The sequence below is a fragment of the Candidatus Zixiibacteriota bacterium genome, assembly GCA_040753495.1.
GTDB lineage: Bacteria > Zixibacteria > MSB-5A5 > GN15 > PGXB01 > DYGG01.
Window position 1 is genome coordinate 1 of record JBFMEF010000049.1, and the last position, 6,868, is coordinate 6,868.

A 6,868-nucleotide genomic window follows, 5' to 3' on the forward strand; every position below is an offset into this window, starting at 1 on the left:
GATTGTCAGGTGACTTTCCATACCGTGTCATCGCTGCCGTTTGACATTAAGATTGCGAAGATTCACAACCAGCTTCAGGGCCAGCATGCTTATGTGCCAGTCCTCAAGACCGAAGGCACTGAAGAGATCTGGGGCTTCGATTTCTTAATTGCCTACGATGCTTCCGCTCTCAATTTCATGGGTGCTCTCAAGGGCGACCTCTTTGATATTCCCGGCGCTTATGAATGGGAGTATTTCACCTATCGTTTTGGTCCCTTCGGTAACTGCGGCTCCGCTTGCCCCAGTGGCATGCTTCGTGTAACCGCTATCGCCGACCAGAATGATGGTCCGCATAGTCCGAAAGACAAGATGGTTCCGAACGACGGTCCCGAGCCGGAAATCGACGGCTTCGTACTGTTCATGCTTGACTTCCTTGTCTCCAACGACCGGACTTTGGAATGCCAGTTTGTACCGGTTCGGTTCTTCTGGTTTGACTGCGGCGATAACACTATCGCTTATTGGCCGGCTACCAATGACAGTTTCGACATCGAGACTGCTATTTCCGACCAGGTGTTCGAATTCGGCGACCCGCCGTTTGAGATTACTGACCTCGATGCTCTGTTCCCGACCTGGGGCGGCGCTCCGAATTCCTGCATGAATCCACTTCCGAATAAGCCGGATCCGATTCGCTTCATCGACTTCTACAACGGTGGCGTGGATATCATCTGCGCCGACTCCATTGACGCCCGTGGCGACGTCAACCTGAACGGTATTGCGAATGAAATTGGTGACGCGGTTGTGTTCACCAACTACTTCATCGCCGGCCTGGCTGCGTTCCAGGTTAATATCGACGGTCAGATTGCCGCTACCGATGTCAACGCTGACGGTATCGTTCTGTCAGTGGCCGACCTGGTTTATCTCATCCGTGTCATCATTGGCGACGCTCTCCCGTATGCCAAGCTGAATCCGTATGCCATGACCGCCAACTTCAGCCATGACGGCTCGGTTGTCACCGTGGATTCGGAACTCGGCGCGGCTCTCTTCACCTTCGCCGGTGACGTCAACGTGACCCTCGCTGAGGGCGCGGCCGGAATGGAGATCAAGACCGGTCTGGTTAACGGCAACACCAACGTTCTGGTTTATTCCTTCGAGAAGGGCAAGACCTTCTCCGGCAATATCCTGAACGCCGAAGGTTCTCTGGTTAAGGTTGAGGCGGTGGATTACTTTGGTAACACCTACAAAGTTGGCTTGTTGCCGACCGCGTTCAGTGTTTCCAACTATCCGAACCCGTTCAACGCTCAGACTGTGATTCGTCTCGAACTGCCCAAGGCTTCCGACTATAGCGTGACGATTTACAACGTCGCCGGTCAGAAAGTCCATGGCTGGAACGGTCACAGCGAAGCTGGCGTCCTCGAACTCAACTGGACAGCCAACGTTGCCTCCGGTATCTACTTCTACAAAGCAGAAGCCGGTGCCAACTCAGTGACCAAGAAGATGGTACTCTTGAAGTAACCATTTACTTTTTCTCACGGGGAGGAATTTCCTCCCCGTGGGGATAAAATTAGAGGAGAGTGACTAACGAAACGAAACTGATAATGAATAAATTTGGGCGAAAAAGAAGGATTGGTTTAGATGGCCCCCAAAATCGATAGTCTGAAAGTAAGAACTAAGATTTGGGGATTTTTTGCTTCTATGGCACGGAGTGCCGTTCCCCGCATTTTGCGACCTGCAAGGTTCTGCATGATTGCTGAACGTCAGGTAATAGGGATTCAGACTTACCCGCCTACCTCACCTAATTTCAATAAAAGACTTTTTCCGGGGTTTTTGATTTTTGACTCGATAACGACTTAAAAAAGTTTCGCCGGGCAGTTAACCAGTTAAAAAATCCGAACTTAACCGGTCTGCTCAGGTTTTGAACAAAAAGACAAGGATTCTTTCTGACGGTTGGGGGAGCCGCAGAAAACAGCATGTAATAATGCCTGAAGTTGGTCTGTGAATTGCTCAAAAGAGAGCGGATAAGAGTGTATAATTGCCTTATGTCGCATATGAACTTACAAATCCGGCGCAGAATCTTGATGGCGGTCCTGATAGCTGTTCTGTCAGGCGGCACCAGTTCGTTTGCCAATACGGCGCCGGTCATTGCGACACTCACTGACCAGACGATTCTGGAAGGAGAGACCTTGACGATTTCCGTGAGAGCGCTTGATGCTGATGGCGATAATATCGACCTCGGCATTATCTCCTGTCCTGCCGGCGGAGTCTTTGAAACCGTCAGTAACGGTCTGGCGAGCTTTCAATGGACTCCGGATTTCACCGGACCGAACTCCTCTGAGAATTCTCCTTTTGTCATTACGGTCTGGGCCGGCGACGGCGCCAGCGCGACCACCCGTCAGATGAAAATAAATGTCCTAAATAATAATCGGCCGCCGGTTCTGAATTCTCCGACAGCGCTGGTATCGACGGCGGGTGACCGGGTGCAATTTGAAATAAGCTACATCGACCCGGATAACGACCCGGTTCACTGGACTCCGGTAGCGATACCGGATGGTAACGCTTTCATTCCGGGGCAGCCGGCATTATTCGACTGGCAGACTCTTCTCCGCGATTCCGGCGATTATGATATACTGATTGCCGTCAGCGACCAGTATGGGGCATCGGACACGGCTGATATTTCTCTGAATCTTGCCCCGGCTTTGGTTTATGCTCTGAAAGTCGATACTGTGCGCGGCTATCCCGGCGAATTGGTGACAGTTGATATCAATCTCTTGAATCTGGAACTGGTTTCCGGTTTCGACCTGCTGGTCAATTATGATGTTTCTTCCATGACCGTTTCCAGCATCACCAAAGTCGGGACACGCGCCGCCAGTTTTGAATATTTCAGTTACAGTCTGAATTACCGGACGATGCTGGGAGACATTCGTATTGTCGGTACCGCCGACCTTGCCAGCGGCGCGGTTACCCCTGACCTTCCGGCCGGGAATGGCCCGGTGGCGCGGCTTTCATTCTATTTGACCAGCGACCAGAATTACGGCGGCTTTGCCGTTCCGGTCAATTTTGTATTCCGCGACCTGATTGACCAGAGCGACAATGTTCTGTTCGACACCGGCGGCGTGCGCGTTGAGCAGACCGCCATCGTTTATGAGAACGGATATGTGATGATTCAGAAGCCGGACCTCTCTAATCTGGGGGATATAAATCTGAACGGCATACCGTATGAAATCGGCGATGCCGTGGTTCTGACCAATTACTTCATTAATCCGCGCGTTTACCCGCTCAATTCCGTGCAGCGGGCTTATTCTGATGTCAATCAGGATGGCATTATGGCGTCAGTCTCTGACCTGGTCTATCTTGTCAACAAGGTGGTCAATCTGTTAGGGAACAGCGGCAAACTGCGATATGACGGGGCCGGCGCGGAAATCATAGCGCTTTCGGATGAGGGCGGTTTCAACGTAATGTATCGCTCGACCGAAGAGCTGGGGGCTATATTGATAACTTTGTCCGGCGCATCTGAAGCCGGGGTGGAGATAAATCCTCTCTCGCCTCTCCGTGAAAGCGGGCTTGATTTTAAATGGGCGCAGGACGGCTCAACGGTGCGGGCTTTGATTTTCAGCGAGAGCGGAAGACGTCTTCCGGCCGGGCTGAATACCCTGCTTGAGGTCGAAGGAAAAGGGAATTTCAAGATTCAAGCGGTGGAGCTGTCGTCCGTGGAAGGACTGACAATGCCGGCAACCGTGAAAGATAATTTTGAATTATTGCCGCAGGGATATGCTTTATATCAGAATCACCCTAATCCGTTTAATCCTTTAACGGCAATAGCGTTTGATATACCGAAAGCGGCTCTGGTGGATTTGAAGATTTATAATCTGCTGGGGCAGGAAATCTGCCAGCTTGTCGGCGATTTTCTACCGGCCGGGCGGCATCAGGTCACCTGGGATGGCCGAGACCGGGACGGCAATGTAATGGCAAGCGGAATATATTTCTATACCATAACGGCCGACCGTTTTAACGACCGAAAAAAAATGATTCTCTTAAAATAGATAGGCGGAATGAATATGTTCCCACGATCTCAAATTAATGATAAGAATGTTGGTCGGCGGCGACTTCTGGCGCTGCCCCTGGTTCTGCTGGTCTGCCTGGTGATTCTCTCAGGCGAGAGCAAAGCGCAGTTGATAATCGACAGTATCAATTACAAAATCGACGTCGGCGATTTCTCCGGATTGCCCGGTACTATCGTCAGGATGCCGGTTCAAATAAAGAACGCCATCCCGGTGGGTGGTTTCCTCATTCGTTTTACTTATCCCAAGAGCCTGTTAACACCTATCAGAATCGCCGAGGCAGGCGGCGGGCTATCCATCGTGTATGACAGTCTGGAGATGGTCGGACGGGGCCGCTCCACCATTATATTTGACACTCTCGGCGTGCCTTCGACCTGGGATACCACATATACTGTTTTTGCTCCGCGCGATACCGTTGATACCGTAATCAATGGCAATGCCATCTTCGTGCAGTTCCTTCCGCCGCTTCCGCCTGACCCGCCTCCGCCCGGATATGTCCGGCCTCAGATTGCGGCGAAAACCGATACCGTGGGAGTGATTCTCAACTTCCTGTTCAGAGTGAGTTCTTCGGCTACCACAGGACAGACCGCCTTTATTCAGGTAGAAGATTATAAAGGGACTCTGCCGGAGTACCGCATCAATCAGTTCTCCGACACCTCCGGAACGATTACAATCTACCCCGGCACCGGTACTTATGGTTTTGGAAGATTTACGGTTGGTACTCCTCCCGTTGACCCCTGCCCGACTGATACTTGTCCCGATACCTGTTGTACTGCCGGACCTCCCGGGAACAACGCCCCTTCGGTTGGCGCAATTGTCCCATCAAGCTATACCATAAATCAGGGAGACTCTGTTCGCTTTACGGTGACAGCCACCGACCCTGATGGCGACGACTTGACTCTTCGCGCTAATGGTCTTCCGGCAAACGCCCAGTTTCTGCCGTCCAATCCGGTCAGCGGAACCGCCAATGTCTCCGGCACTTTCCGCTTTGTGCCGTCGTTCGCGCAGGAAGGAACCTTCATAATTGACTTCCAGGCGGCAGATGAATTTAACGCCAATTCCGCTATACGCTCTGTCTCGATTACTGTCAATAAATTAGATATTGATAGACTTTTCACCACTTCCACCTATGGCGGCGCCCCGGTGGGGGGTGTCCCCGGCGCTTCACCGGTAGTTCTGCCGATCGACCTGGTGACCTCCAAGACCGTGTATGGTATTCAGTTCGATATGTCCTATCCGGGCCAGGTGGCTGAAATCGATTCCATCGTCGTTACCGACCGCACCCCCGATTATGTTGTTTATGAAAATATCGGGCAATTTCCGGATACGGTCCGCGTGGTCGCCTTTGGTCTGGCAAATGAGCCGATTGTGGATGGCACCTCTTCGGCTATCTTACGCGCCTATATGTCGATAGATTCGGCGTCCACGCCCGGCGACTACTGGGTAAAATTCTATGATGCCTGGGAATCGATTGACCCCAATCCGCAGGTGCCATCGCTGTTTCTTTTGACCGATTCCGGTATCATCGAAGTTGACCGGTATGGTGATGTCAACCTCGATAAGAAAATCAACGTAGCCGACCTGGTTAACATTGTCGCTTATATTCTGGGTAATTATGGCTTGGCGCCCCGTAATTTCGCCACCGCTAATGTGGTGCGCGATGCCTTTGTAAATGTGGTTGACCTGGTGGGAGTGGTCAATACTATTTTCGGCCTGCCTATCAATCCCTCACCGGCTCCGGTCAATTATGAAGGGCAGGTGGCGTCCTTGCGCCTGGTGCATGACAATCTCTCCGCCGGACAGTTGACCAAGCTGAATGTTCAGGGAGAATTTCCGGACAATGTCGCCGGCGTTCAATTGCAGATCGATTATGACCCGACCTCGGTGGAGTTCAATCGCCCCGAGCTGGCGGAGATGGCATCGCAGTTCATCCTTGCCTACAACGACGACCATAGCGGGCGGATAAGGATGGTGCTTTACAGCAATCAACCCTGGAAGGAAGAAACCTTGATTCCCTCCGGGATTTCCGATTTTATGCGAATCCCGGCGGTGGTCAAGAAAGATATCAGCGCCGACGATAAATCGACCATGCGCATAACGCAGGTTTATCTTTCCAACGCCAATGCCAATGAAATACCGGTCGATAATCCCAATCCGATTCTTCCGACCAATTTCATGCTCTATCAGAACTATCCCAATCCGTTTAATCCGGTAACGCGCATTGATTTTGATATAAGCAAAGCGGGCGGCGAATATGCCCGTCTGAAGATATACAACATTCTTGGGCAGCATGTCAAAACGCTGGTCGACCGTCATCTGGAGACCGGACGTCATACGGTCACCTGGGATGCCAGCGACCAGAATGGAAGACCGGTTGCGACCGGTATCTATCTCTACCGACTGGAAGTCGGGGATAAGCATCAGACCAAGAAGATGGTTTTACTGAAGTAACGAGGCGGGGAATTTATGATAAAGCGAAGAGCGAATAAGAAAGGATTTCATATTAGAGCATCGGCTTTACTTTTGATGCTCTTTGGATTGATAGGCGCTGTGGCTCATGCCCAAACGCCGCCGGTCGTATCCGATATCCCGGACCAGACCGTCGCTGAAGGAGCGCTTTTTACGACTATCAACCTCGATAACTTTGTCACTGACGCCGAAAGCACTCCCGACCAGATAACCTGGACATATTCGGGAAATATCGAACTGACGGTGTCGATTGATTTGAACCGTGTCGCCACAATAACGATTCCGAACGCCGATTGGAATGGCTCGGAAACGATAACTTTTACGGCAACTGACCCTGACCTGCTCAGCGATAGTGACCCGGCGAC

General features: G+C 51.6%; 4 protein-coding genes. All 4 read left to right on the top strand.

The features are described from left to right. Window positions 1-1,491 (top strand): T9SS type A sorting domain-containing protein (locus tag AB1690_03090; protein ID MEW6014288.1); only part of this gene is annotated, 1,491 nt, incomplete at its 5' end. A 563-nt stretch (window positions 1,492-2,054) separates the two neighbouring features. Further along, window positions 2,055-4,016: a FlgD immunoglobulin-like domain containing protein gene (locus AB1690_03095; protein MEW6014289.1), complete on the top strand. Its 1,962-nt coding sequence runs from the start codon at window positions 2,055-2,057 to the stop codon at window positions 4,014-4,016. Window positions 4,017-4,031: 15 nt separating this feature from the next. Further along, window positions 4,032-6,485, top strand: coding sequence for a T9SS type A sorting domain-containing protein (locus AB1690_03100; GenBank protein MEW6014290.1), 2,454 nt, complete (start codon window positions 4,032-4,034; stop codon window positions 6,483-6,485). Between the two features lie 15 nt (window positions 6,486-6,500). After that, window positions 6,501-6,868: Ig-like domain-containing protein (locus AB1690_03105; protein ID MEW6014291.1), on the top strand; the 368-nt coding region annotated here is incomplete at its 3' end.